At 68.6% G+C, this 23,794-nt stretch carries 23 protein-coding genes; 11 read left to right on the forward strand and 12 right to left on the reverse strand.

The features are described 5' to 3' along the window. Positions 1-7 precede the first annotated feature (7 nt). Positions 8-901 (forward strand): MurR/RpiR family transcriptional regulator, encoded by an 894-nt coding sequence (locus tag ACIN94_RS07930; RefSeq protein ID WP_400701113.1) that lies wholly within the window; start codon positions 8-10, stop codon positions 899-901. Between the two features lie 4 nt (positions 902-905). On the opposite strand, the gene ACIN94_RS07935 is transcribed toward ACIN94_RS07930, so the two are convergent. Beyond that, the gene (locus ACIN94_RS07935) at positions 906-1,343 is read right to left on the reverse strand and encodes a MerR family transcriptional regulator (RefSeq protein WP_400701116.1); all 438 of its coding nucleotides are present in this window, start codon (positions 1,341-1,343) and stop codon (positions 906-908) included. 94 nt (positions 1,344-1,437) lie between these two features. Between ACIN94_RS07935 and ACIN94_RS07940 the strand changes: the two genes are divergently transcribed. Beyond that, positions 1,438-2,487, forward strand: coding sequence for an aldo/keto reductase (locus tag ACIN94_RS07940; RefSeq protein ID WP_400701119.1), 1,050 nt, complete (start codon positions 1,438-1,440; stop codon positions 2,485-2,487). Positions 2,488-2,632: 145 nt separating this feature from the next. Here the strand turns inward: ACIN94_RS07940 and ACIN94_RS07945 are convergent, their stop codons facing one another. Continuing rightward, positions 2,633-2,938, reverse strand: a complete 306-nt coding sequence (locus ACIN94_RS07945) for a hypothetical protein (protein WP_400701122.1) — start codon at positions 2,936-2,938, stop codon at positions 2,633-2,635. A 197-nt stretch (positions 2,939-3,135) separates the two neighbouring features. On the opposite strand from ACIN94_RS07945, the gene ACIN94_RS07950 reads away from it, so the two are divergent. Next, a complete protein-coding gene (locus tag ACIN94_RS07950; RefSeq protein ID WP_400701125.1) occupies positions 3,136-3,444 on the forward strand; it encodes a hypothetical protein in 309 nt (102 codons plus the stop codon). A 28-nt stretch (positions 3,445-3,472) separates the two neighbouring features. Next, complete coding sequence (locus ACIN94_RS07955) at positions 3,473-5,431, forward strand: hypothetical protein (protein ID WP_400701128.1); 1,959 nt, start codon at positions 3,473-3,475, stop codon at positions 5,429-5,431. A 10-nt stretch (positions 5,432-5,441) separates the two neighbouring features. Here ACIN94_RS07955 and ACIN94_RS07960 read toward each other — a convergent pair whose 3' ends face one another. Beyond that, entirely contained in the window at positions 5,442-5,918 is a 477-nt protein-coding gene (locus ACIN94_RS07960) for a hypothetical protein (protein ID WP_400701131.1), read from the reverse strand. Between the two features lie 500 nt (positions 5,919-6,418). Here ACIN94_RS07960 and ACIN94_RS07965 point away from each other — a divergent pair, with 500 nt between their 5' ends. Continuing rightward, entirely contained in the window at positions 6,419-7,246 is an 828-nt protein-coding gene (locus ACIN94_RS07965; protein WP_400701134.1) for a helix-turn-helix domain-containing protein, read from the forward strand. After that, positions 7,237-7,437, forward strand: a complete 201-nt coding sequence (locus ACIN94_RS07970) for a DUF397 domain-containing protein (RefSeq protein ID WP_400701137.1) — start codon at positions 7,237-7,239, stop codon at positions 7,435-7,437. The genes ACIN94_RS07965 and ACIN94_RS07970 overlap by 10 nt, the downstream gene beginning before the upstream one ends. A gap of 458 nt (positions 7,438-7,895) precedes the next feature. Here the strand turns inward: ACIN94_RS07970 and ACIN94_RS07975 are convergent, their stop codons facing one another. Continuing rightward, positions 7,896-8,975: a serine/threonine protein phosphatase gene (locus ACIN94_RS07975; RefSeq protein WP_400701140.1), complete on the reverse strand. Its 1,080-nt coding sequence runs from the start codon at positions 8,973-8,975 to the stop codon at positions 7,896-7,898. A gap of 226 nt (positions 8,976-9,201) precedes the next feature. Here ACIN94_RS07975 and ACIN94_RS07980 point away from each other — a divergent pair, with 226 nt between their 5' ends. After that, positions 9,202-9,681, forward strand: coding sequence for an AAA family ATPase (locus ACIN94_RS07980; protein ID WP_400701143.1), 480 nt, complete (start codon positions 9,202-9,204; stop codon positions 9,679-9,681). A 50-nt stretch (positions 9,682-9,731) separates the two neighbouring features. Here ACIN94_RS07980 and ACIN94_RS07985 read toward each other — a convergent pair whose 3' ends face one another. Beyond that, complete coding sequence (locus ACIN94_RS07985; protein WP_400701146.1) at positions 9,732-10,253, reverse strand: MarR family winged helix-turn-helix transcriptional regulator; 522 nt, start codon at positions 10,251-10,253, stop codon at positions 9,732-9,734. A 67-nt stretch (positions 10,254-10,320) separates the two neighbouring features. Between ACIN94_RS07985 and pip the strand changes: the two genes are divergently transcribed. Next, complete coding sequence (gene pip, locus ACIN94_RS07990) at positions 10,321-11,280, forward strand: prolyl aminopeptidase (protein ID WP_400701149.1); 960 nt, start codon at positions 10,321-10,323, stop codon at positions 11,278-11,280. A 10-nt stretch (positions 11,281-11,290) separates the two neighbouring features. On the opposite strand, the gene ACIN94_RS07995 is transcribed toward pip, so the two are convergent. Further along, positions 11,291-12,187 carry a LysR family transcriptional regulator gene (locus tag ACIN94_RS07995; protein WP_400701152.1) on the reverse strand — a complete coding sequence of 299 codons (897 nt, stop codon included), beginning with the start codon at positions 12,185-12,187 and terminating at the stop codon, positions 11,291-11,293. A gap of 122 nt (positions 12,188-12,309) precedes the next feature. Here ACIN94_RS07995 and ACIN94_RS08000 point away from each other — a divergent pair, with 122 nt between their 5' ends. Next, positions 12,310-12,702, forward strand: coding sequence for a nitroreductase family deazaflavin-dependent oxidoreductase (locus tag ACIN94_RS08000; RefSeq protein ID WP_400701155.1), 393 nt, complete (start codon positions 12,310-12,312; stop codon positions 12,700-12,702). 138 nt (positions 12,703-12,840) lie between these two features. Next, entirely contained in the window at positions 12,841-14,682 is a 1,842-nt protein-coding gene (locus tag ACIN94_RS08005; RefSeq protein WP_400701158.1) for a glycoside hydrolase family 15 protein, read from the forward strand. Between the two features lie 65 nt (positions 14,683-14,747). On the opposite strand, the gene ACIN94_RS08010 is transcribed toward ACIN94_RS08005, so the two are convergent. After that, positions 14,748-17,495 carry an AAA family ATPase gene (locus ACIN94_RS08010; protein WP_400701161.1) on the reverse strand — a complete coding sequence of 916 codons (2,748 nt, stop codon included), beginning with the start codon at positions 17,493-17,495 and terminating at the stop codon, positions 14,748-14,750. 179 nt (positions 17,496-17,674) lie between these two features. Here ACIN94_RS08010 and ACIN94_RS08015 point away from each other — a divergent pair, with 179 nt between their 5' ends. Next, positions 17,675-18,343, forward strand: coding sequence for an esterase/lipase family protein (locus tag ACIN94_RS08015; RefSeq protein ID WP_400701164.1), 669 nt, complete (start codon positions 17,675-17,677; stop codon positions 18,341-18,343). 127 nt (positions 18,344-18,470) lie between these two features. Here ACIN94_RS08015 and ACIN94_RS08020 read toward each other — a convergent pair whose 3' ends face one another. The 5 genes from ACIN94_RS08020 to ACIN94_RS08040 form a co-directional block, all read right to left on the reverse strand. After that, positions 18,471-18,842, reverse strand: a complete 372-nt coding sequence (locus tag ACIN94_RS08020; RefSeq protein WP_400701167.1) for a PTS-dependent dihydroxyacetone kinase phosphotransferase subunit DhaM — start codon at positions 18,840-18,842, stop codon at positions 18,471-18,473. A gap of 76 nt (positions 18,843-18,918) precedes the next feature. Next, the gene (dhaL, locus tag ACIN94_RS08025; RefSeq protein ID WP_400701170.1) at positions 18,919-19,560 is read right to left on the reverse strand and encodes a dihydroxyacetone kinase subunit DhaL; all 642 of its coding nucleotides are present in this window, start codon (positions 19,558-19,560) and stop codon (positions 18,919-18,921) included. 1 nt (position 19,561) lies between these two features. After that, positions 19,562-20,554 (reverse strand): dihydroxyacetone kinase subunit DhaK, encoded by a 993-nt coding sequence (gene dhaK / locus ACIN94_RS08030; RefSeq protein WP_400701173.1) that lies wholly within the window; start codon positions 20,552-20,554, stop codon positions 19,562-19,564. A 140-nt stretch (positions 20,555-20,694) separates the two neighbouring features. Further along, a complete protein-coding gene (locus tag ACIN94_RS08035; RefSeq protein ID WP_400701176.1) occupies positions 20,695-21,669 on the reverse strand; it encodes an aldo/keto reductase in 975 nt (324 codons plus the stop codon). Between the two features lie 208 nt (positions 21,670-21,877). Continuing rightward, on the reverse strand, positions 21,878-23,773 hold the full coding sequence (locus ACIN94_RS08040; RefSeq protein ID WP_400701179.1) for a S9 family peptidase: 1,896 nt from the start codon (positions 23,771-23,773) through the stop codon (positions 21,878-21,880). Positions 23,774-23,794: the final 21 nt, after the last annotated feature.

A 23,794-nucleotide genomic window follows, 5' to 3' on the forward strand; every position in this document is an offset into this window, starting at 1 on the left:
ATCATCGATGATGGAGAGGGACCAGCGAGTGGCGCGGATCAGCGACGTGATCAGGGAACGGCTGGGCGAGTGCAGCCCCGCCGAACGCAAGGTCGCCCGCGCCCTCCTGGCCTCCTACCCGGCGGCCGGGCTGGAGACCGTGGCCCGGCTCGCCGAACGGGCCGGCGTCAGCGCCCCCACCGTGCTGCGCTTCGCCGGGCGGCTGGGCTTCGGTGGCTTCCCGGAGTTCCAGGACGCGCTGCGCGACGAGCTCAGCGAGCGCGACGCCTCGCCGATAACGCTCTACGAGACCACGGAGTACGGCTCGCGCACCGCTTCGGACGCGGCGACGCTGCTCCGGTCCTCCGGCCAGGTGTTCCAGGAGTCGGTCGGGCAGACGTTCACCACGATCCCGCCCGACGACTTCCAGGCCGCCGTCAACCTGCTCGCCGATCCCGGCCGCCGGATCCTGATCTTCGGCGGCCGCTTCAGTCAGCTCACCGGCCGATACCTCGCGCTGCACCTGGTCCAGATGCGCGACAACGTCCACGCGCTGCCGGATCTGAGCGTCGAACGGGCCGCCCTGCTGGCGAGGCTCGGTCGCAAGGACGTGCTCGTGCTGTTCGACTACCGGCGGTACGAGCCGGGGTCCCTGGCACTGGCCAGGCAGGCCAGGGAGCAGGGCGCTCGGGTCATTGTGTTCACCGATCCATGGCTGTCCCCCGCCGCCTCGGTGGCCGACGTCGTCCTGCCGTGCCAGGTGGGGGCGCCCTCGCCGTACGACAGCCTCGTCCCCACCTTCGCCGCCGTCGAGGCGGTCGTCGCCGGCCTTCTCATGGCACTCGGCCCGGCGGCCCACGAGCACATGCGCAAGGTCGAGGACACCGCACGCTGCCTCAACCTGTACAGCCAGCAGGAGTGACCCACTAATCCCGTTCGGCGTGCTCCGGCAGCGACGACGCGCCGCACATGTGCTCGACGGGGCCATGTTCGAGGTGGTCTTCGTACACCCCGACCTTGAAGGTGATCAGGTCCAGACAGTGGGTCAGCTTGTCGATCTGGGCGATCACGTTCTCCCGGTGCCGGCGCAGCAGCGTGAGCCGCTCTTCCTCGGTGCCGGAACCCTGTCTGACGAGTTCGGTGTACTGGCGGATCGCGGGGAGAGGCATGCCGGAGGCGCGGAGGATGATGCAGAGCCGCAGCCATTCCACGTCGTCCTCGCTGTAGAAGCGACGCCCGCCGGGGCCACGTCGTACGGGATTGGCCAGGATGCCTTCACGCTCATAGAAGCGCAGCGCGTGCACGCTCAAACCGGTGCGTTCGGCGACCTGTCCGATGCTCAGGCTCTGCACGACTTCAGGCATGCCCTCCAGAGTAGAGGTTGCCCTAGAGCTGACTCTAGAACCTAGAGTACCCCGCATGATCGCCCCTATCCATGACCACTAAGGGAGCATGACCATGCGCTACCGCGTCCTCGGCGGTACTGGCATCGAAGTAAGTGTCCACTGTCTCGGAACCATGATGTTCGGCGCTGTCGGCAACCCCGACCACGAAGATTGTGCCCGCATCATCCACGCCGCCCTCGACCAGGGGATCAACTTCATCGACACCGCGGACATGTACTCGGCGGGCGAGTCGGAGGAGATCGTGGGGAAGGCGCTGCGCGGCCGCCGTGACGACGTCGTGCTCGCCACCAAGGTGCACTTCCGGATGGGCGATGGCCCGAACCGCAGTGGCAACTCCCGACGCTGGATCATCAGGGAGGTCGAGGAGAGCCTCAAGCGCCTGCAGACCGACTGGATAGACCTCTACCAGATCCACCGTCCCGACCACACGACCGATATCGAGGAGACGCTTTCCGCGCTGAGCGACCTCGTACACCAGGGCAAGATCCGCGCCTTCGGCTGCTCCACGTTCCCGGCCGATGAGATCGTCGAGGCGTATCACGTCGCCGAGCGCCGCGGCCTGCAGCGTTTCAGGACCGAGCAGCCGCCGTATTCGCTGCTGGCCCGGGGCATCGAGACCTCCGTGCTGCCGGTCTGCCAGCGGTTGGGGATGGGTGTGCTGACCTGGAGCCCGCTGGCCTCGGGCTTTCTGACCGGCAGGTACCGCAAGGGGCAGCCCATCGATCTCGCCACCGGCCGCGCCGCGCTGACGCCGGCGCGCTTTGATCCCTCGCTTTCCGTGAACGCCACCAAGCTGGACATCGTCGAACAGCTTGTCGAGGTCGCGGATGGCATCGGCTGCTCCCTGCCCGAGCTGGCCGTGGCCTTCACCGTGGCGCATCCCGGCGTCACCTCGGTGATCATCGGGCCGCGGACCACGGACCAGTTGGAGACGCTGCTGAAGGGTGCCTCACTCACCCTCGACGACGCGACCCTCGACCGGATCGACGAAATCGTGCCGCCCGGGACCAACGTCTACCACCCGGACGGTGCCTGGCGCTCGCCGGTGCTGGTCGACACCACCCGGCGCCGCCGCCCGTTCGCGGACCGCGCTGCGGCCTAAACCAAGCTCTTCGCCCATCGCCGACCTGGTCTGCCTGAAGCCCGGGCAGCGTAGTTGGTTGATCTACCGCGCCCCGGCTTTATCACCGGCTTCTTTGCTGAGACCAGACTGCTCTTCAACCTGGCCTGACTCCGGAGATTTAACCTCAGTAACGCTCCGGCCGCTGTTGTCGCTGAATCTGGAGGCGCAGCTCCTGTTCACGCTTCAGGTGCTGCTGCTCACGGCGTATTTCCCGTTCTTCGGCGTCCTCCTCGTCCCAGCGTGTTCGGGTCTTCTTGATCTGGTACAGGGTGATACGGGCTACCGAGGCGATGGCGATGGCCATGGCCATGGGCAGGGGCATTTCTGAACGGCCGGTGATGAACAGTGCGAAAACGGCGACGACACATATCCATGACGCGGTCTTGGCGGCGATTTCTATCGCGTCGGTGTGATCTTCAAACAGTGACACTCGCTGTCCCAATGGTGGTCGATTTAGCGTGAGATGGAATGACTGAAATACCCGACTCGTCCACTCTCAAAGCTACGGCTACGGCGATGGGATCGCGATTTCGGCGGTGGCCGGGTCTTGTCGACATAGACGATCAATACCTAGTGTGGTATTAGATTTTTTCTTTCATCGCGGGGTCCGGAGAGGACGGGGGTGGCGTGGCCGAGCCGATGGTGCCCAATCCCCGGCGCGCGGAACTGCAGCGTCTCCTCGCGGAGGTTGCGGACAGGGCGCACGAGGTACGGCAGGCCTACCAGCGCGCCTCCTCGGCGATGCGGTCGGGGAAGGTCTGGACGGGACCGACGGCCGCCACGTGGACCACCGAGCTGGAAGACCGGCACCAGAGGTTGGGGCGGCTCGCGCAGCGCGTGATGGACGCGATCGAGGAGGAGCTGCGCCGGCAGCCCGCCATGGTGACCGAGTCCCAGGCGGACACCATGCGCCGGGAGATGGCCGGGCGCATATGACCGTCGTGACCGCGAAGGGGAACGCTCGATGGCACCCACCGCCGAGTTCTGCGGCATCGATCCCGAGGAGATGGGACAGCTCGCCACCTCCCTGCGCGGCGCGGCGGACCGGCTGACCGCTTTCAGCCGGGAATTCGAGGGAAAGCTCCGCCAGAACGGGATCAGTACCCCCGCGCTGCGGGAGATCGCCGACATCGCCGACTGGGGCGGCACGCAGGTCTCCATGCTCCACGGCCGGATCGACCTGATCAGAGCCCTGGGCGACGGCGCCCCGGAGCTGGGCGGCGGAGGCGACCGGCCGTCGTTCGTCCGTCTCCCCGACGAGCTGGAGGGCTTCGAGACCGCCCAGGGCCTGGCGAGCATGTACGGCAAGGACATCTTCGTGAACTTCGCGGGCGAGCTCCAGGGCGAGGTCATCCACAACCACGCCGACGAGGTCGCCAAGCTGGCCGACAACCCCCAGGCCGCCGCTGCCTTCTTCGCCCTGCTGTCCCCGCAGGTCCGCGACAGCCTGCCGAGCCTCATCGCGAACACCGGCAGCAAGACCGCCAAGCAGGACCTGGCCGCCTTTAGCAAGGCCCTCGGCGCGGCACTGAGTGCCCCCACCCTCGTCCCGGCGTTCGCCAAGGTCAGAAGCGACCTGGTGAAGCCGGCCGGCAGCAAGGTCGCCGCATGGAACCGGCTCGCGCTGCTCAAAGGCGCGAACGCTCCCTCGGGCGTCCGCAGCGCGGCGGCCCGCGCCCTGGTCCTGGACGATTTCGTGAAGAAGCCCCGGCAGGACTGGCGCGCCGCCGGAGCCACCGAGGTCAAGGCGTATGGCCTGCCCTCCGACGTGGTCGCGCTGGGACTGGAGGTGCTTGCCGGAGACGGCACGGCCGCGCGGGACGCGTTCACCGCGATGGGCGGGGCCGACGTCAAACTGAGCCAGGTCGAGAAGATGAAGCGGTTCCTCGACTACGCCAAGGGGGCGGGCACCGGGGACGAGGTGGCTGGCGCCTTCGGCCGGGTCATGGAGGCGGGCACCGAGGCCACGACCGAGAAGCCCGGGCAGCACAGCCCGGCCGCCGCCGCCTTCACCCTGGACGCGATCAGGGCCGCGGGCTCCTTCGGCGACGGCCTCCCGGAGCCCGCCCGGGGCTCCATGGCCACCATCGCGAAGTCCTACATCCACGAACTGGCCTCGGGCGCCCGCTTCGACAAGGCCGTGGACCGGACCTCCGGACTCAAGGTCCCAGACCATTGGACCCCCCTTCCCGGCGTGACCCCGGCGTTCTACCTCAGCCCGGGCGACACTCATCGCTTCTTCAAGACTTTTGTCGGGGACAAGCAGCTCACCGACGACTTCGACAAGACTGCGGCGCAATTCCGCCATGACACGCTGACGGCAGCAGCCCGTCTGGATGTGCAAGGTGGGACCAGGTATTTCGAGGACACGGCGAGGGTGTTCGGCGACCTCGCTGGCGTGGAGTTTAAGGCGACATTAGATGTGCGCGGTGAGCAGGACGCCACCAACGATTTGATCCTCGACATCACCAAGAACACCCTTGCCCTCGGGGTCGACCAAATTCCCATCGTGGGAACGGGATGGGAGCTGACCAAGGCATATGTAATCAGCGGCGTTCTCGACGGCTGGGCCGACAGCTTCGAGACACGGGTCGAGGAAGCCACCGGAGCTCGGTCGGACTTCGTCCTCCGCCAGAAGTACGACATGGCTCACCTCCTTCATGAGGCCGGTTACCCAGCGAGCGAACCGCCTACCGAGCTCATCAGCAAGAGCACTGGCAATCTCAAGACTTATGACGAGCTCTTAGCAGAGGCGAAGCAGGAAGCTAGCGAGGATAAGAAATGGGAGCAGGTGCTCCGGCAGAAATTGACACCTTACGAAAAGTGGATGGACCGTAACGACAGCTTAGACAAAAAGATCGAGTACTCCTCACAGTTCCTGACCAGCGAACAAGCCAAAGAGCAGCTAAGAGTCTGGAATTGATTCGGTTTCCTCACTGCGGCAAACATGCGGTCATCGCGTGCAGTCGCCAAGTGGGAGCCTCCGAAGCCACATACACGGTCACCGTGATACCCAGGTCCTTCTTCGCGCCGTGGATGAATCTTCCTTCATCAGTATCCATCTGACTGAAGTCATGCTCCAACTTGTATCCGAACTTTTGAGTAAGGACGTTCTCCATCAGTGCTTGGGCTCGGCCCAGATGAGAGTCCAATGGTTCGTTGACACGTTCATCATCGGCCGTGGCCCGCAGTACCCGTCTGAACTTGTCTTTGTCGCAGCGGATGTCCTTGTCCGGACGCTGCAGGATACGCAGTTTCATGAGTGGATTCTTGAAGAGATCATCTGTCTCTAGCCGCTGCACGTCTTTCTGTAGCTCCGCCGCCGCCTCTTTCAGTGAAGGCCCGGAAGTGCATCCCGATGCCGCCATCACCAGCGCCAGGCCGACGGCCAGTAACCGGACGAAACGCATTCAGTACCTCCGGGGGACGGCTGATGCCGGGACGTACCCAATCCTTACCCACTCGGCTCGCCTTCGCCACAGCCTTCCCATATCCGTCTGTCAGTGAGGGTCGTCTTCGCGTCGATGGAGCGGCTCCACCCGCCGTTGTCGGCCTGGCGGAGGCATGTCCTCGCGGGCTGGAGCCGTGATCCGTCCGGCCGGCAGCTTGCTTACCGTCATGGGTTCGTCTTTCGGGTGCTTTCTGGCATTTGTTACCGGGAGTGAAGGGTGCTGTCGCATTCGTGTGTGGTCTGATCCGTCTCCGGTTAAGAAGGCGATGAACTGCTTTCTTTATTGGACTGTCATGGAAGGAATTTCTGTGCCTAGAATGCCGTACCGAGAGTTGATCGGCTACCGGCTCGAAAATCCAAGCCAGAGCAGATGATGACGGTCGTTGGTCTACCCCAGACTGGTTTTGGTATCGCCGATCGGATAATAGGTCCGTTTTTTCTAAATCGGGAGGAAACGCAATGGATGGGGTGCCCTCTCTCGACCCTGGCTCTCCCCGCGTGCGATTCGGCGCCGAGATGCGCCGTCTGCGTGAGGCCGCAGAGCTCTCGCAGACTGCCGTGGCTTCCCGCCTTGGCTGCACCCAGACCCAGGTGTGCCGCCTGGAGAAGGCCACCCGCACCCCATCGAAGTCCGACGCAGAGAGGCTGGACCGGCTCTTCGGGACGGCCGACGGCGCCTCCTTCACCCGGCTCTACCAACGCATCATCGCCCAGTCCGGCAGCCCGGTCTGGTTCCGCGACTGGGCCGAGGAGATCGAACCCATCGCTCTCGTCCTACGCTCCTGGGATCCTCTCCTCGTCCCGGGCCTTCTCCAGACGGAGTCCTACGCCCGGAATATCTTCAGCCAGGAGCCTGAGATCACTCCCGAAGAGGTGGAGAAGCGGGTCCAGAACCGTATACAGCGACAGGGGATCCTCGACCGGAGCAATCCCTTTGCGCTTCGCATACTCATTGACGAGGGCGTGCTACGCCGTAAGGTCGGTGGAGCCGAGGCGATGCACGAACAACTCGGCCATCTGCTGGAGGTCGCCCAGAGACCAACTGTCTCCATTCAGATTGTCGGCTCGGAATGCCTGACAGGCCTAATGGGTGCCTTCATGATCGCTGAACTTCCGGACGGCAAACCGGAAGCTATTCACGTGGACTCTTCGGCTGAAGGGCAGGTCACGACGGACCTCGATTCCGTGACTGCAATCCGAAAGCGCTATGAGGCGATCCGGCTCTGGGCCTATCCTGAGCACATGTCCCTCAAAATGATCGAGGATGTGAGGCGGGAATGGATCTGAGTGCCGCGGTGTGGCGGAAGTCGTCGCGTTCCGGTGGAAATGGCGGTCAGTGTGTAGAGGTCGCTGCCAACCTGCCTGGGGTGGTCGCGGTCCGTGACAGCAAGGACCCTGACGGCCCCAAGTTGCTCTTCACTCCCGCCGAGTGGGGATCCTTCATCGGTGGCATCAAGACCGGCGAGTTCGACCGCTGACCTGCCCCTGCCCCCCAAGTTCGGCTACCACGCCTCTGAACTGCGGGGAAACGGCCGGGTGACGACCACCTGTCCCCGCCGGGGGCGTGGTAGCCGACGTCAGAAGAGAGCCCGTCGGGGGAACAATCCGTCCTTGAAGCAGTCGGTTCCCTGCATCACCGGGTCTGAGCCTTGCGTACGGCTGGCCAGCCAGTGTGCCCAAGGACGCCGCGCGGTTGGCGCCTGCCCTCAGGGCGGCGATCGTCGGGCCGGCGTATTGCATCCCGGCTCAACGCGATGATCTGGGCGCGTTGGATCCAGTCGGTAGGGGCGTGCCGGGCACCAGCGAGTTTGTGGATCTGATGCTCCTCCCCGCTGTCTCGTGGTGCCCGGGTATAGGAGTTTCGGCATGACAGCATTTTCTCTGTGTCATCCATGATGCCCCTGATCAGACTGATCAGGAGTAAACGCAACACCCGCTAAGGAACGTCACACCAGGCTCGGTTGACCTCATCGACCGGATAGGGGGTGGTTCTGCTCTCGGTCTGCAGCTCTCGATAAAACTTGTTCATGACGGCGACGATCGGCGCATAACGCTTGATGATCGCTGTCACCGATTTGGGAAGATTTCCGGGATTCCCGCCCTCGGCATATTCCCGAAGGAGCGCCTTACGATCCATCTGACTGCACAGGGCGGTGGCCAGCCAGTTGACCAGATGAGCTGTCGTATAGTCTCGGTCATAACTCAGGTGTTCCGCGAAGAAGCCGGATTCGGATTCTTCGAAATCGAATCGAGAGCTCTTCGCAAGGCCGAAATCCGCGAAGTAGAGGTGCCGGCCGTCTGTGAGGATATTCTCAAAATGGGCGTCGAAGTGTAGGAGTCCATTCGAGTTCATGAAGGAGACGCCGGTTCTCAGGCTCCGTTCCACCATGGCGCACGCCGATTCGACGGCGTCATCACCGAGGGCGACCTGTGCGGTCAGCCACTCGTGCAGGTTCTGGGGGATGTACTCAAGAAACAGCACGACACTGGCCGATGACCGCGTGACCGCCTCAAGCCGCTCGCGCACCGCCGGCGAACCGTCCCAGTACGCGACCGTGCGTGCCAGGTCCGCTCGCTCCTCGGACGTTGGTGTGCGAGGTGGCGGCCCCGCCAGCACTCGCCAGTGATACATCAGCGGGAAACTCTCACATTGCCTTCCGAGCACCCAATTGGTCGTCATGGCATGTACGGCCAGCTCGCGCCACACGCCGAACCCCGACCCCGAACCCAGCCCGTACTGACAGAATGTGGGGAGCCGGAATACGTTCGCCGTGGACATGACGTTCTCCGGGCGTCTTTCCAGATCGGTGAGAGGAACTTGTTTCGCGAAGACCGGTGTGCCTTCGATTTCCAACAACACCGCCGTGCCACCCACCCCGGAGCTAATGAGCGGAGCCTCGTCCACGAGATTGCCCAGCCGTCGATCGCTCAGCAACGCCAGGGCGGTGGAGGCGGCACCGTAGCCGGCAAGACGTGCGGAGTGAGACATGTCGGAGCGGTCCAGCGACAATCCCATGAAGACACACCCTGTTTCATCATTTTTATGATCTTGGTAGTGAGGCTATCGCAAATCGGACAATGTAAATGTCCCGGATGCGTAGCCGTCCGCGCTGCGCCACGATCTGTGACTACCGTGGACTTCCTTTGCCGGGCAGAAGGAGGCCCCCAACTACCAGAACTTCCGGGCGTGGATATGGGTAAGGACTCTGGAATAAACGGAGGACGCCCAGGAAGGGGCTCCCATGGCCACTCTGTTCCTGACCTGTGGTCTGCCGGGCTCCGGAAAAACGACCCTGGCCAAACGCCTGGAGCGCGAACGGTCGGCGCTCCGGCTGACGGCCGACGAGTGGCTGCATCGGCTCCATCCGGAGCGCGGGCCCGAGCTCGACGCGCTCCGCGCTCCCATCGAGCAGATGCAGTGGGATGTCGCCGTACGCGTGCTGCGGTTGGGGTGCAACGTGGTGATCGACTGGGGGCTCTGGTCGCGGGAGGAGCGTGACCATTACCGGTTGCAGGCGCGGGAACTGGGCGCACGCGTGGTGCTGTGCGTACTTGACCCGCCACGTGAGGAACTGCGGAGACGCCTGGCACGGCGTAACGCGGACCTGCCCTCGGGCACGTTCCGCATCTCCGAGGCCGAACTCGATCTGTGGTGGTCCAAGCACTTCGAACGGCCGGGCCCCGACGAGCTCGCCGCTTTTGACCAGCTCTCCGTGCGGTGAGGTGCCGATCGGAGCGGTCTATCGGGCGGTGGTCGTTGGCGGCATGTGAGCTAACGACAGGGCCGAACCTCTTCTGCAGCCGCCAGGGGCTGGTCGGTGAGGTTCGCCGCGGCGGCGATTCGCTGGCGCATCGGGCGCCGGTGCAGGGCGTCGAGTGCCTCGTCGACGAGCCGGCTCAGGGGGAATGACAGCTCGGCCTCGAATTCGACGGCTGCGGCGGCAGTGGCCGCCCATTCGGTCTCCAGTGCCGGGAGGAGAGACTCGGCCTTCGGCGTCAGGCTGACGATCCGTTGGCGCGCGTCGTTGCCCGGGGCGAGGACGACCAGTCCGTCCTCGGCCATCTGGGCCACGGTCTGGCTCGCCGCCGAGTGGGTCACGCCGGTCGCGTGTGCCAGGTCGCTGATGGGGCAGGGGCCCGAGGCAGCCAGGATCCGGATGACCGGGGTGAACCGCGGCCGGAAGCCGTCCAGCCCGAGGTCGGTGTAGACGGCGGCGACGCCGGCGTCCAGGAGGTTGAGCAGGTGGCGCAGCCGGGTGCCGAGCAGCTCCGGCCCGGACGCGGAGAAATCCATTCGGCTAATGTAACAGTGCTGTCGTATTCTTGTCGCTCCTACACGAGACACCGAAGGGAACGACGACATGGCCAAGGCCTACCCCCCGATCGAGCCGTACGAGCACGGCATGCTCGACACCGGTGACGGCAACCTCGTCTACTGGGAGGTCTGCGGCAACCCGGACGGCAAGCCCGCCCTCGTCGTTCACGGCGGGCCCGGCTCGGGGTGCTCCACCAGCGTCCGCCGGACCTTCGACCCCGAGCGCTACCGGGTGGTCCTGTTCGACCAGCGTGGCTGCGGACGGAGTACCCCGCACGCGAGCGACCCCGCGACCGACATGAGCCTCAACACCACCGAGCACCTGATCGCCGACATGGAGAAGCTGCGCGAGCACCTCGGCATCGACCGCTGGCTGCTCTACGGCGGCTCCTGGGGGTCCACGCTGATCCTCGCCTACGCCGAGCGTCACCCGCACCGGGTGTCGGAGATCGTCATCCCCGCCGTCACCATGACCCGGCGCTCGGAGACCGACTGGCTGTATCGGGGGGTGGGGCGCTTCTTCCCCGAGGAGTGGGACCGCTTCCGGGCCGGTGTCCCCGAGGCCGACCGCGACGGCGACCTCGTGGCGGCCTACGCCCGCCTCATGGAGGACCCCGATCCGGACGTGCGGGCGAGGGCCGCGACCGACTGGATGAACTGGGAGGACGCGGTGATCTCTCTGGAGCCCAACGGCAAGCCGAACGCCTACAGCGATCGTCCGCCCGCCGCGACACTGGCGTTCGTCCGCATCTGCGCGCACTACTTCTCCAACGGTGCGTGGCTGGAGGAGGGCGCCCTGCTCCGTGACGCGGGACGGCTGGCCGGAATCCCCGGCGTCCTGGTCCACGGCCGTCACGATCTGGGCAGCCCGCTCGGCACCGCCTGGGAGCTGGCCCAGGCCTGGCCCGACGCGGAGTTGCACGTCATCGGCGACTCGGGGCACACCGGGAGCGCCGCGATGGGCGAGCTGCTCGTCGGCACACTCGACCGGTTCGCCCAGCGGTGAGGCCGCGCCGCTAACGGGCCTCCTGACCCACCGCCGCTCCTGTCGGGAAGGACGCCGGTGGTGATCTGCGGAGCGCGGCGACGGCGGTCGCCGCGCGGACGAACGCGGCGAGGGCCGGAGAGCGGCTCTGCTCCGGCCAGGCGATCATCATTGTGCTCGGTGGCGCGTCGAGGACAGGCACGCCCACCAGGTCGCCGCCCAGATAGCCCAGGGCCGACTCCGGCAGGATAGCGATCACTCGCCCTACGGCGATGAGCTGTACCAGCTGCCCGGCGTCATGGACCTCGGGGCCTTGGGCGCCGCCCTGGAGCATGCCTGGCCAGTGGGGCGTGATCTCGCCGTCCAGATCCGCCAGGGTCACCGCCGCTCTCCCGGCCAACCGATGCCGGGCCGGGAGCACCACCACCTGCCGCTCGATCAACAGGTCCTCGGTGTCGAGGCCGTCCAGGTCTGGCGAGCCGTGCAGCAGCCCGACGTCCGCGTGTCCTCCGCGCAACAGGGCCGCCTGTTCACCGAAACCGCAGAAGAGCACGTCCACCGGGATCGCGTCCGGTTCGCTCTCGTAGGTGGTCAGGATCTCCGGCAGCATGCCACCGTCCCCGACGGCTTTCGTCACCAGGACCAGTCTCGGATCGGGCCGGCCCGCCCGCTGGGTCCGCCGGGCGGCTGCCGCCACCCCGCTCAGGACCCTCCTGCCCTCGTGGAGCAGCGTCCGCCCGGCGGCCGTGAGAATGACCTTCCTGCTGGTCCGCTCCAGCAGGATCACGCCGAGGCGACGTTCGAGCTGCTTGATAGCCCTGGACAGGGGTGGCTGGGCGATACCGAGCCGCTGCGCCGCCCGGCTGAAGTTCAGCTCCTCGGCGACCGCCACGAAATAGGCCAGCTCGCGCGTCTCCAACCGATCCATACCCTCAGGGTATCGTCGGCGACCGAGCCGGTCATGGTCCTCCATGCCCCGCTCGTGATGAGGTCAGATCATGACCGATCGCACCACACCGACCGGCTGACCAGGCAGGGGGAGTTGTGGAAATGACGGATGGATACCGGCGTCCAGGCTGGTTCACCGTACGGGTGCTCAATTCCCTGACGCGATGGCTGGGAACGGCCAGCACGCTGGAGGTGGTGCGACGCCAGACGGGTGTCCTTCAGCGCGTGCCGGTCAACGTGCTCGAGCTCACCGGCGACCGGTATCTGGTCTCCATGCGAGGCCAGACCCATTGGGTGCGTAACCTCCGTGCCGCCGGCCGCTGCACCCTGCAGAGGCGTGGCCGACGGCGTGCGTACCTGGCTGTGGAAGTGTCCGGAGAGCAGCGGTCACACGTCATCGCCGCCTACAGGGGCCGGTGGCAGGTGCGACGCTTCTTTGATGGGATGCCCGATCCCGCCGACCATCCGGTTTTCCGTCTCGACCCGGTCGACTGACCGGAGAGCCTTCCGACGGGTCCGTGGACCTCTCCCAAAACCTTCCGGCCCCTTGACGCGGAGCAGACCCTGGCGACGACCTCGGACGCATAGCTTGGGGGACATAAGGCGCGGGGTTGCGATGGGGAGAAGGCTGACATGACGGCAGCGGGATCCGCTTATCCTCCGGGATCGGTAGACGCTCCCCGATACCCGCCGATCGCCGACCACGGGTTGATCGGCGACCTGCGCACTGTGGCACTCGTGGACACCCGCGGTACGGTCAGCTGGTACTGCTGCCCGCGTTTCGACGCGCCGAGCGTGTTCGCCTCGATCCTCGACGCCGACCGGGGCGGATCGTTCGAGCTGACCGCCGACGTGCCGGCGAGAACCAAGCAGTTCTACTTTCCCGACACCAACGTGCTGATCACCCGGTTCTTCGCCGCCGACGGGGTCGGGGAGATCCAGGACTTCATGCCGATCGCCGGCGACCCGGGTGAGATCGACCGGCACCGGCTGATCCGGCGGGTGCTGTGCGTCCGGGGGATGCTGCCGTTCCGGGCGCGGGTCGCGCCACGCTTCGACTACGGAAGGCAGTCGCACCGGCTGAGCCTGCGGGACGGCCGGGCGACCTTCGAGTCGCCGTCGCTGTCCCTGGCGCTGACCGCCTGCACGCCCCTCGAGGCCGACGGCCCGGACGTGTGGTCGGAGTTCAAGCTCAGCGAGGGCGAGAGCACGGTGTTCGCTCTCGACGTGCTCGGTGACGGCGTGGCGCCCCGGTCATGCCCGATCGTCGAGGCCGAGCAGGAGTTCACCGCCACGGTCGCGTTCTGGCGGCGCTGGCTGTCCGCGTCGCGCTATCGCGGCCGGTGGCGGGAGATGGTGCACCGTTCCGCGCTGACGCTCAAGCTGCTCACGTACGCGCCGACCGGCGGGATCGTGGCCGCGGCGACGACCAGCCTGCCCGAACAGATCGGCGGGGAGCGCAACTGGGACTACCGCTACGTCTGGATCCGCGACTCGGCGTTCTGCGTGTACGCGCTGCTCAGGCTGGGCTTCAGCGAGGAGGCGGCGGCGTTCATCGGCTTCCTGTCCAAGCATGTCAACTGCAGCGGCGGCGGTCTGTCGGGCCCGCTGCAGATCATGTACGGCATCGACGGGCGCACCGAACTCCCCGAGGTCGAGCTGTCCCACTTCGAGGGCTACCAGGGTTCCTCCCCGGTCCGGATCGGGAACGCGGCCGCCCACCAGCTCCAGCTGGACATCTACGGGGCTCTCATCGACTCGATCTACCTCTATAACAAGCTGTGCCAGCCCATCTCCAGCGACGACTGGGAAGAGGTCCACACCCTGGTGGACTGGGTCTGCGACAACTGGGACCGGCCCGACGAGGGCATCTGGGAGACGCGTGGCGGCCGCAAGGACTTCGTCTACTCGCGGCTGATGTGCTGGGTGGCGATCGAACGGGCCATGCGGATGGCCGCCCACCGGGGACTGCCCGCCAACACGCCGCACTGGCAGCGGGCCCGCGACGCGATCTACCGGCAGATCATGCGGCGCGGCTGGTCGGCCCCGCTGCAGGCGTTCGTCCAGCACTTCGACGACGACGTCCTCGACGCCTCCGTGCTGATGATGCCGCTGGCCAAGTTCATCGCCCCCACCGACCCGAAGTGGCTGTCCACCCTCGACGCGCTCGGCAGGAGCCTGGTGTCCGACTCGCTGGTCTACCGCTACGACCCCGAGGCCAGTCCGGACGGGCTGCGGGGGCAGGACGGCACGTTCTCGATCTGCTCGTTCTGGTACGTCGAGGCGCTCACCCGCGCCGGGCGTCTCGACGAGGCGCGACTGGCCTTCGAGAAGATGCTCACCTACGCCAACCATCTCGGTCTGTACGCCGAGGAGATCGGGCGGACCGGCGAGCAGCTCGGCAACTTCCCGCAGGCCTTCGCCCATCTCGCGCTGATCAGTGCCGCGTTCAACCTCGACCGCGCCCTCGGCTAGGGGGCGCCGTTCACCGAGGGGCCGGTTGCACGGGTCCGGCTCGCCGGACGGGGTGCGGTCGCCGGCTACGGGCCGGGGCCGTGGTGTCCCGTCGCCGCGGAGCGGATCAGCTCGGCGCGGGAGGTGATGCCGAGCTTGGCGAAGATGTTGCGCACGTGGTAGTCGACGGTGCGGGGGCTGACGAACAGCTCCGCCGCGACCTCCCGGTTCGTCGCCCCTTCCGCGATGAACCGGGCGATCTGCAGCTGCTGCGCGGTGAGCACCTCCCCGATGGGATTGCCCGGCCCGGCCACCGACTCGCCGGTGGCTCGCAGTTCGGCGCGTGCCCTCTCCCGCCAGCGGGGCGCGCCGAGCCGCTCGAAGATCTCGAACGCCTCGCGCAGGTGGTCGCGTGCCTGCGCGCGCCGGCGTCCCCGGCGCAGGTACGTGCCGTAGAGCAGTGCCGTATGCGCCCGTTCGAAGTCCCGCTCGCTGAGCGCGTGCAGTTCCAGCGCGGTCCGGTAGTGCCCGTCGGCGGCCGGCCCGTCGGCGAGCAGCGCCCGGCACCGTTCGGCCAGGGCCTGGGCCCAGGTGCTCTCCACGGTGTCGGCCCAGAACCGGAACATGCCCAGGGCGCGGACGGCCCGCTCGCGGTCGCCGCTCCGTACCGCCGCCTCCACGAAGTGCGGGGCGGACAGCATCGTGATCGCAGCGTGTCCCAGACCGGTGCCTGCCCGGGTCATCCGAGTCAGCCGCTGCGCGGCCTGGCCGTACCTGCCGGCGGACAGGTCGCTGAACGCCAGCGCCCACACGGCCACGGCGGCGGCCAGGCCGATCTCGTGCCGGCGGGCGAAGGCCAGCGCGGCCTGCGCCCGTTCCCTGCAGGTATGCTCGTCGCCTTCGATGGCGGCGTGCAGCGCGAGGAGAGCCCGCAGGTGGCAGACGCAGTTGAGCTGCCCGGTGTCGGTGGCCAGGCGCAGTCCCTCCAGCGCGTTGGCGCCGGCGATGCCGAGCCTGCCGGTCCAGAGCTCGCTGTAGATCAGCGGTTCGAGGGCCTGGGGGACCGCGGTCACCGCGCCGCGGGTCCGGGCGAGCGCGACCGCACGTGAGGACAGGGACCGCGCGTTCGCGTCGTCGCCCAGCATCAGTGCCGCCGTGCCCGCCCAGCCAAGCGCGTCCGGGTCGTCGACGAGACCAGCCGTCCGTACGACTTCGCGGAGCGGTCCGAGCGCCCGGGGGATGTCACCGGAGGCGGCCTCGGCCATCGCGGACAGATACGCGCGCATCAGTACGGCCCGCGTTCCCGGTGTCGTGTCCAGGGAGTCCGCCCGGCGTGCCGCGGCGGCCAGGCGGACATGGTCGCCCGCGTACGAGGCGGCCTCCGCCGCGCCCATGAGGGCGCGCAACGCCATGACGGGGTCGAGCAGGCGGGCGGCCGACAGCAGCGACTCGTAGGCGTCCTTGGTGGCTCCACCCCGCAGGCCGATTACACCGGACAGGAAGTCGATCCCGCCGGGCTCGTGGGTTCCGGCCGAGTGCCTGGCCCGGTCGAGCAGCTGGACCGCGAGGTCGGTGTGGCCGGCGAGCCAGCGGTCCCAGGCCGCCGCGACGAGGCGCCGGCCGCGCTGGGACTCGGTAGGGGTCAGCTCGGCGGCCCGTTCCAGGGCGACGGCCGCGGCCGCGTAACCGCTGCGGACGCGGGCCCGGGCGGCGGTCTCCTCAAGCTCCGCGGCGAGGTCGGCGTCGGGTTCGAGCGCGGCGGCCGCCCGGTGCCAGGAGCGCCGGTCCGGCGGGCCTGAGGTCTCGGCGAGCACCTGGTGTGCCCAGCGTCTGCGGGTCAGTCCCGCCCCCTGGTAGACGGCCGACCGCATGAGCGGATGGCGGAACCGCACGCCCGTCTCGGACAGCTGCACCAGCCCCGCCGCCTCCGCGGCCTCGATCGCCGACACGTCGATCCGGATGTGGGATGCGGCGCGTAACAAGGTCGCCGCGTCGATCTCCGCCTCCACCGCGGCGAGCAGGAGCAGCGTCCGCGTCTCCTCCGGAAGCGCCGCGATCCGGTCGAGGTAGGCCCGTTCCAGACCGGGCCCGATCGGCAGGGGGCGGGGCAGTGCCGTACGGCCGGCGAGCTGCTCGGTGGTGAGACAGCCGACGATCTCCCTCAGGGCCAGCGGGTTGCCGCGGGTGTGAGCCACCAGCCGGCTGCGCACCGTGTCGGCGACCGGCCCTTCGGCGAGGGTGCCGATGAGCCGGCCCGCGGCGTCCGGGGTGAGACCGCCGACCGGTGTCACCGGGAGGTCGTGGAACACGGAGGGGTGATCGGGCCGGGCGGCCGCCAGCAGCGCCACGCCCTCCGCCTCCAGCCTGGTTGCGGCGAAGGCCAGCGCGTCGAGGGACGGCCCGTCCATCCAGTGCGCGTCGTCCAGCACGGCCAGGACGGGACCGCGTTCGGCCGCCTCGGACAGCAGGCTGAGCACTGCCACCGAGATCAGGAACCGGTCGGGCGCCGGGCCTTCCGCCTGGCCGAGTGCCACCGCCAGGGCTTTGCGCTGCGGTCCCGGCAGCCCGTCGACGAGCGGAGCCAGCGGGCGGAGGAGCCGGTGCAGGGCGGCGAAGGGCAGCCGCGACTCGGAAGGCACACCCCGGGCTGCCAGCACGGCGAAGCCATCCGCGTGGGCGGTGGCGTATTCGAGCAGCGCGGTCTTGCCCGCGCCGGGCTCGCCGACCAGCACCCGCACGCCGCTGCGCGAGGCCGAGGCGGCCCGGAGCAGAGAGTCGAGCTCGGCCTGCTCTCGCTCGCGGCCGTACAGGACGGGCGGTGTGATGACCGACACACCCATAAGTTACTCGTCAGTTACATCCGTGTGAATAGGCCATCCGACCGAGAAGGCGCACTCCTGGTGAGATCGCCGGTCTTGCGATGACCGGTGATCTCACCGGTGCCCGAGTGGCACCTGTAAGCGGACTCTTTCGTCGGCGCCGCCATACGGCGGGCCGTATGGAGGAGGCATCTATGCGACGACGGTTGCGACTCGTCTGGCTGGCCGTGCTGGCGCTCAGCGTCTCATTCGTCCCCGTGCCGGCGCAGGCCGCGGTCCACAATCCGGTGATCTTCGTGCACGGCTGGGCCGGAGGGGGGTGGAACTGGGCCGTCATGAAGAGCGACTTCCAGAAGGACGGCTGGCCCGCCGACCGCCTGTTCGCATGGGACTATCGCTCCACCCAGTCCAACGTCACCACGGCGAAGGAGCTCGCGAGCTTCGTCGAGCAGGTCCGCCGCCAGACGGGGGCGGAGAAGGTCGACATCGTCACGCACTCGATGGGCGGGCTCTCCTCGCGCTGGTATCTGAAGTTTCTCGGCGGGACGGCGTTCGTCGACCACTGGGTGTCCATCGGCGGGCCCAACCACGGCACCAACGCCTCCTACCTCTGCGACCTGCTCATCGTCTCCTGCGGCGAGATGAACTACAACTCCTCCTTCCTGAAGCAGCTCAACAACGGTGGTGAGACTCCGGGGCCGGTCAACTACGGCACCTTCTGGTCGTGGTGCGACGAGATCATCAATCCGGACGAAAGTGTCAAACTGGACGGCGCGGTCAACGCCCAGGTCGGCTGCATCGGTCACCTGTCTCTACTCATCTCCGGCTCGGTCTCCCGGCAGGTGCGCGACTTCGTCCGCTGACGGCCCGCCACCCGCCCGCGCTCTCCCGGCCCGCCCCGGGGGCAGGGCTCCCCGTCCCCTCTCTCCGGAGGGGGACGGGGAGACCCGTCCGGACCTCGAGCGGCGGAATCCTCCGGCAGGGGAGACGTCAGAGCTTGCGGAAGGTCCGCGACTCCTCAGCCGCCGCGAGCACCGCCTCCAGCGAGGCACCCGAGCCCGCGGTGACGACGGCCGCGATCGCGCCCTCCACGAACGGTACGTCGGCGATCACCACCCCCGGTCCCTCCACCAGCCGGGCGGTCAGCACCGAACTGCCCAGGTCCGGGATGAGGACCACCCCGTCACCCCGGTCCACCTTCTCGACCGCCGCCGCCACCAGGTCGAGGCTGGTGCCCAGGCCGCCGTCCTCGGTGCCCCCGGCCGCGGCCAGGGGGACGCCCTCCCCGCCGATCTGCGCGGCCAGGGCCGCCACCTCGGCGGCCAGCGGGCCGCTGTGGGAGACGAGGACGATGCCTACCACCGGGCCGGTCCCTCCGGCCGGATCGACGGCGGTCCGGACCCCGCGCGGGAGGTTCCCGGCCCGGTGAGAAGGCGGATCACCGGGTCACCACCGCGCGCAGGGCGCCGACGATGAGCGCGGTGGACGCGGCACCGGGGTCCTCATGGCCCACGCTGCGGGGGCCGAGGTAGCTGGCCCGGCCCTTACGGGCCTGCATCGGGACCGTGGCCTGCGCCCCGGCGAGCGCCGCCGACGCGGCCGCGCCGACCGCCGCCGACGGCTCCTTCCCCTCCCGTGCGGCCTGCGCCAGCGCCCGGACCGCCGGAGCGAGCGCGTCCACCATGGTCTTGTCGCCCTCGGCGGCCGACCCCAGCCTCTGGATCCCGGCCAGGGCGGCTTCCAGGGCGGTGGACAGCTCCGCGACGGACACCTCGCAGGTGTCGCCCAGGGCCTTGCCCGCCTCCCGGAACGCCATGCCGTACAGCGGCCCGGAGGCCCCGCCGACCTTGCGGATCAGCGTGCTTCCCACCATGGCCAGCAGCGCTCCGGGGGAGCCAGGCTCCGTACCGGCCAGGGCCTGGGTGACCGCGGTGAAGCCCCGGTCGAGGTTGGTCCCGTGGTCGGCGTCGCCGATCGCGGCGTCCAGCCGGGTCAGCCGGTCCTTCTCCGCCCGCACCGTCCGGGTGACCTCCTCGATCCACGCGGTGAAGAGCGCGGTGTCCAGAGCGGTGCCGGTCACGTCAGCGGCCCCAGCGCAGGGCGGGGGTCTCCACCGGAGCGTCCCACAGGCGGGTGAGCTCGTCGTTCAGCCGGCAGACCGTGACGGAGAAGCCCTGCATGTCGAGACTGGTGACGTAGTTGCCGACCAGGGCGCGTGCGGCTCTCGCGCCTCTCTCCGCCAGGTAGTCCGCCACCTCGGCGAAGGCGATGTAGAGCTCGATCAGGGGCGTGCCGCCCATGCCGTTCACCATGACCAGGTTGTCACCGGAGATCGGCATGTCCTCGTCGATGGCGTCCATCACGGTACGGACCAGTTCGCGGGCCTCGCACATGGCCGAGCGGGCCCGGCCGGGCTCGCCGTGGATGCCGATGCCCAGCTCGACCTCGTCGTCCCCGAGGTCGAAGGTGGGTCTGCCCGCGGCCGGGGTGACGCAGGCGCTCAGCGCGACGCCGAAGGACCGGCTGGCGGCGTTGACCTCCTTGGCCACCCGCACCACCTCCTCCAGCGGCGCGCCGGTCTCGGCCATGGCTCCGGCGATCTTCTCCACGGAGAGCGTCGCGCCGGTTCCCCGGCGGCCCGCCGTGTAGAGGGAGTCCCGCACGGCCACGTCGTCGTCGACCAGTACGCCGGCCACCTCCATGCCCTCCTCGGCGCAGAGCTCGGCGGCCATCTCGAAGTTCAGGACGTCACCGGTGTAGTTCTTCACGATGTGCAGCACTCCCGCGCCGCCGTTCACCGCCTGGCTGGCCGCGATCACCTGGTCGGGCACCGGGGAGGTGAAGATCTCGCCGGGACAGGCCGCGTCGAGCATGCCGTACCCGACGAAACCGGCGTGCAGCGGCTCGTGCCCGGAACCCCCGCCCGAGACCAGGCCGACCTTGCCCGCACGGGGTCCCGAGGCGCGCACCACGATCTGGTTCTCCACGTCCACCCGCAGTCCGGGATGCGCCGCCGCGAGCCCGCGCAGCGCGTCGGTGACGACTGAGTCGACGCCGTTGATGAGTTTCTTCACATTGCAAGGCTTCCCCTGGGCCCTGTCGGCAAGCACGCCCGGGAAGAACCTCTTCCGGGCCGCCGCCTGACCGGCGGGTTCCGGTCGCAGGGCCCGCCCGGTGTGATGAGACGGGCCCTGCGCGCCGGTGAGCTCGCGCGTCAGTGGGCGACGGCGTGCGGGCGGTACGGCTCGGCCAGGAAGTCGAGTTCCTTGTCCGTCAGAGCCAGGTCCACCGCGGCGACGGCGTCGTCGACATGCCTGTCCTTGGTCGCGCCGACGATCGGAGCGGACACGCCCGGCTGGCGGAGCAGCCAGGACAGCGCCACCTGGGCCGGCGGAACCCCCCGCTCCCGGGCAGCCTGGGCGACCCGGTCGAGGATCTGGCGGTCGTTGTCCGCGTCGGTGTAGAGGAAGCCGATGCGCTGGTCGCTCCCGGCGCGGGTGCTCGCCTCCTCCGCCCCGGCGCGGGCGAGCAGACCCCGGGCCAGCGGACTCCATGGGATCAGGCCCACTCCCTGGTCGACGCAGAGCGGGTTCATTTCCCGCTCTTCCTCGCGATAGAGAAGATTGTAGTGATTCTGCATCGTCGCGAATTTTGTCCAGCCGTTGGCCTCGGCGACGTGCTGGGCCTTGGCGAACTGCCAGGCGCTCATGCTGGAGGCGCCGATGTAGCGGGCCTTGCCCGCGCTGACCACGTCGTGCAGCGCCCGCATGGTCTCCTCGATCGGGGTCTCGGGATCCCAGCGGTGGATCTGGTAGAGGTCCACGTAGTCGGTGCCCAGGCGGCGCAGCGAGTCGTCGATCGCCGACATGATGTGCTTGCGTGACAGGCCACCGTCGTTGACGCCCCTGCCCACGGGGAAGAAGACCTTGGTGGCCAGCACGTAGTCGTCCCGGCGGGGGAAGATCCCGCTGAGCAGGCGGCCGGTGACCTCCTCGCTGCTGCCGTCGGAGTAGACGTCGGCGGTGTCGAAGAAGGTCACTCCCGCGTCGGCGGCCCGGCGCACGATCGGCTCCGCGGCGGCCTCGTCGAGGATCCAGTCGCTGCCCCTGGCCGGATCGCCGTAGCTCATCATGCCCAGGCAGATTCTCGACACCTTTGTGCCGGTGGACCCCAGACGCACATATTCCATGATGGAACCTCCCGATCTTCGCTATCAACCCCAGCCTAAGACCGGCGCTTCCCCTCGGGGGGATCGGCGGCCGACCGGTGGACACCGGCCTCCGAGGTCACCTCCCCGCCGGCCCGCGTCGCCATCCCGCGGACCCGGGCGCCCGTGATCGTGAAACGTGCGCCCAACCTGGCAGGCCGGGCATCCGCCGGATGCCCGGCCGGCAGGATCAGGCCAGGTGGCGCGACCACCATTCGAGGACGGCCTCGAAGCGCTGGAGGCGGTGGCGGGGACGGCCGCTGCGGCTGAGCTCGTGCCCCTCGCCGGGGAACAGCAGGAACTCGGCGGGGACGCCGTTGCGGCGCAGGGCGACGAACATGCGCTGGGCCTGCTCGACCGGGCAGCGCCAGTCCTCCTCGGAGTGGACCACCGCGAACGGCAGGTCGATCCGGTCGGCGTGGTAGAGCGGGCTCATCGCGCGCTGGGCCTCGACGTCGGGGCCGCAGTAGGCCTCGGTGAAGAACCAGCCGATGTCGGAGGAGCCGGTGAAGGAGTCCCAGGCGTTGACCGCCCGCTCGCTCCAGGCGGCCTTGAACCGCTCCCCGTGGTGGGCGGCCAGCCAGCTCGTCATGAACCCGCCGTAGGAACCGCCCATCACGCCGACCCGCTCGTTGTCGCACTCGGGCCGGGCCAGTGCCGCGTCCAGCAGGGCGAGCACGTCGTCGGTGTCCACGGTGCCGAACGCGCCGATCACCGCCTGTCCGTGAGCCTGGCCGTACCCCGCCGAACCGCGCGGGTTGGGCAGGACCACCGCGTATCCGGCCGCGGCGTACACCTGGGTCTCGTCCAGGAAACCCCACCCGTGGTGGTGGAACGGGCCGCCGTGCACGTTCAGCAGGACCGGGTGCGGGCCCTCACCCTCCGGCAGGGCCAGCCAGCCGTGGACCGGGTAGCCGTCGGCGGACACGGCGGTGATCTCCTGGAGCGGACGGGTCCCGGCCAGCGGTCCGCAGAAATCGGTGAGCGTCCCGTCCGGGGTGACCACCTCGCCGGGGCTCTCCGGTGTGGACACCACCGCGACGACCCGCCCGTCGTAGGCGGTGAACGCCTTGACGTCCGCCTGCTCGCCCAGCACGAGGGGGAGTTTCTCCAGCGGCGTCTCCGGTGCGCCGGTGGGGACCAGCCGCAGTTCGACCGCGCCGCGCACCCGCACCGCGACCAGGACGCCGTCCTCGACCGTGACGGGGAGCATCGGCTCGATGTCCACCGACTCCTCCTCGGTCAGCCGCACCCCGGTCGCCGGTCCGTCGCCGATCCGCAGGGGAGCGCGGTAGAGGCCGGTGTTGCGGGCCACCGAGTTGATGCCGGAGAAGGCCGTGCCGAGGTAGAGCACGTCCCCGCCGGGGAGCGCGACGGGGTGCCCGGCCGATCCGTCGCTGTGTACCACGAGAATCGGCGCGCCACCGGCGGCCGGCACCGCGTACAGGTCGGTGTGCAGGCTCTCACCGTCGAGGTCGCGGTTGGCCGGGACCAGCACGTGCTCGCCGTCGAGGGTCCAGTTGGGGGAGCCGACGTCGTAGGGGCCGTCGGTGAGCCGTACCGGCTGGGGGACGTCCGCCAGGGCGTCGACCATGTACAGGGCCGGGCGCCGGTCCAGGGTGAAGCCGACGTCGTCGAGCCGGTAGCGGAACCCGGTGATCCGCCGCGGCGCCTCGGCCGCGGCGCTCACCTCCTTCTCGGTACCGTAGCGGCCGTCTTCGGGGACGCGGGCGACGAAGGCGATCCGGCGGGAGTCGGGGGCCCAGACCGGGGCGCCCGCCCCGAGCGGCAGGTCGGTGAGCGGGCGGGCCTCGCCGCCGCCGGTGGGCATCACGTGGAGCTGGGGCCTGTCGCCGGCGTTCGCCCGGAGGAAGGCCACCCAGGCGCCGTCGGGGGAGATCCGGGGCATGCTGTCGTGGTCGCCGAAGGTGAACTGGACGGGCGGGCCGTCCTGGGGGAGCCGCCACAGGCCACCGCGGTAGGCGTCGGCCTCCAGGTCGGGCCGGGCCACGCCGACGAGGAGGAGATCCTCGTGAAGGGTGATGCTACCGGGGACATGCAGCAGGGCGAGATCTTCTGGACGCATGCCTAGGGACGCTATCACCGT

This window comes from Streptosporangium sp. NPDC087985, from assembly GCF_044741965.1.
Classification (GTDB): Bacteria; Actinomycetota; Actinomycetes; order Streptosporangiales; family Streptosporangiaceae; genus Streptosporangium.

Bases quoted from the DNA above. Each gene is read 5' to 3' on its own strand.
- ACIN94_RS07985 (WP_400701146.1), bottom strand. From the start codon at position 10,253: ATGGATTTCTCCGCGTCCGGGCCGGAGCTGCTCGGCACCCGGCTGCGC.
- pip (WP_400701149.1), top strand. From the start codon at position 10,321: ATGGCCAAGGCCTACCCCCCGATCGAGCCGTACGAGCACGGCATGCTC.
- ACIN94_RS08005 (WP_400701158.1), top strand. From the start codon at position 12,841: ATGACGGCAGCGGGATCCGCTTATCCTCCGGGATCGGTAGACGCTCCC.
- ACIN94_RS08015 (WP_400701164.1), top strand. From the start codon at position 17,675: ATGCGACGACGGTTGCGACTCGTCTGGCTGGCCGTGCTGGCGCTCAGC.
- ACIN94_RS07975 (WP_400701140.1), bottom strand. From the start codon at position 8,975: ATGGGATTGTCGCTGGACCGCTCCGACATGTCTCACTCCGCACGTCTT.
- ACIN94_RS07995 (WP_400701152.1), bottom strand. From the start codon at position 12,187: ATGGATCGGTTGGAGACGCGCGAGCTGGCCTATTTCGTGGCGGTCGCC.
- ACIN94_RS07935 (WP_400701116.1), bottom strand. From the start codon at position 1,343: ATGCCTGAAGTCGTGCAGAGCCTGAGCATCGGACAGGTCGCCGAACGC.
- ACIN94_RS07940 (WP_400701119.1), top strand. From the start codon at position 1,438: ATGCGCTACCGCGTCCTCGGCGGTACTGGCATCGAAGTAAGTGTCCAC.
- ACIN94_RS08040 (WP_400701179.1), bottom strand. From the start codon at position 23,773: ATGCGTCCAGAAGATCTCGCCCTGCTGCATGTCCCCGGTAGCATCACC.
- ACIN94_RS07965 (WP_400701134.1), top strand. From the start codon at position 6,419: ATGGATGGGGTGCCCTCTCTCGACCCTGGCTCTCCCCGCGTGCGATTC.
- ACIN94_RS07930 (WP_400701113.1), top strand. From the start codon at position 8: ATGATGGAGAGGGACCAGCGAGTGGCGCGGATCAGCGACGTGATCAGG.
- ACIN94_RS08035 (WP_400701176.1), bottom strand. From the start codon at position 21,669: ATGGAATATGTGCGTCTGGGGTCCACCGGCACAAAGGTGTCGAGAATC.
- ACIN94_RS07955 (WP_400701128.1), top strand. From the start codon at position 3,473: ATGGCACCCACCGCCGAGTTCTGCGGCATCGATCCCGAGGAGATGGGA.
- ACIN94_RS07980 (WP_400701143.1), top strand. From the start codon at position 9,202: ATGGCCACTCTGTTCCTGACCTGTGGTCTGCCGGGCTCCGGAAAAACG.
- ACIN94_RS07970 (WP_400701137.1), top strand. From the start codon at position 7,237: ATGGATCTGAGTGCCGCGGTGTGGCGGAAGTCGTCGCGTTCCGGTGGA.
- ACIN94_RS07960 (WP_400701131.1), bottom strand. From the start codon at position 5,918: ATGCGTTTCGTCCGGTTACTGGCCGTCGGCCTGGCGCTGGTGATGGCG.
- ACIN94_RS08000 (WP_400701155.1), top strand. From the start codon at position 12,310: ATGACGGATGGATACCGGCGTCCAGGCTGGTTCACCGTACGGGTGCTC.